The sequence below is a fragment of the Bradyrhizobium sp. 160 genome, from assembly GCF_023073735.1.
In the GTDB taxonomy this organism is placed as follows: domain Bacteria; phylum Pseudomonadota; class Alphaproteobacteria; order Rhizobiales; family Xanthobacteraceae; genus Bradyrhizobium.
The window spans coordinates 1-623 of record NZ_JADPKD010000051.1 but is presented as its reverse complement, the minus strand read 5'-3'; the positions used below and the strand labels follow the sequence as shown (position 1 = coordinate 623).

Here is a 623-nt window from a genome sequence, read left to right as displayed (position 1 = left end):
TACATTGGCGGGGCGGGGGTCGCGCGTGGCTATCTGAACCGGCCCGAACTGACGGCGGAGAGGTTCTTGGCCGATCCGTTCAGTGGTGAGGTCGGCGCACGGATGTACCGGACCGGGGATCTGGCGCGGTATCTGCCGGACGGCAATCTGGAGTTTCTGGGCCGCATCGACGACCAGATGAAGATCCGCGGCTTCCGGATCGAGCCTGGCGAGATCGCGGCGCGGCTGGTTGAGCACGCGTCGGTGCGCGACGCGGCGGTGGTTGCGTGCGAGGATCGCAGCGGCGAGAAGCGTCTGGTCGCCTATGTGGTTACGGCTGCGGAGCATGCCGGCGAAGCCGAGGGGACTGAACTTGCCGGCACGTTGCGCACCCATCTTGGTGCGCGGCTGCCCGAGTACATGGTGCCGAGCGCGTTTGTGCGGCTTGCGGCGCTGCCGTTGACGCCGAACGGCAAGCTGGACCGCAAGGCGCTGCCCCCGCCAGAGGATGATGCGTATGCGCGGGCAGCCTATGAGGCGCCGCGGGGCGAGATCGAGATCGCGCTGGCGCAGATCTGGGCCGAGCTTCTGGGCCTGGAACGTGTCGGCCGGCACGACAACTTCTTCGAGCTGGGCGGGCACTC

1 protein-coding gene is annotated in these 623 nt (G+C 68.1%); it reads left to right on the top strand.

Annotation, left to right across the window (positions count from 1 at the left end; translation table 11 throughout):
* A partial coding sequence (locus tag IVA98_RS19475; protein WP_247294217.1) for an AMP-binding enzyme occupies window positions 1-623 on the top strand: 623 nt, incomplete at both ends.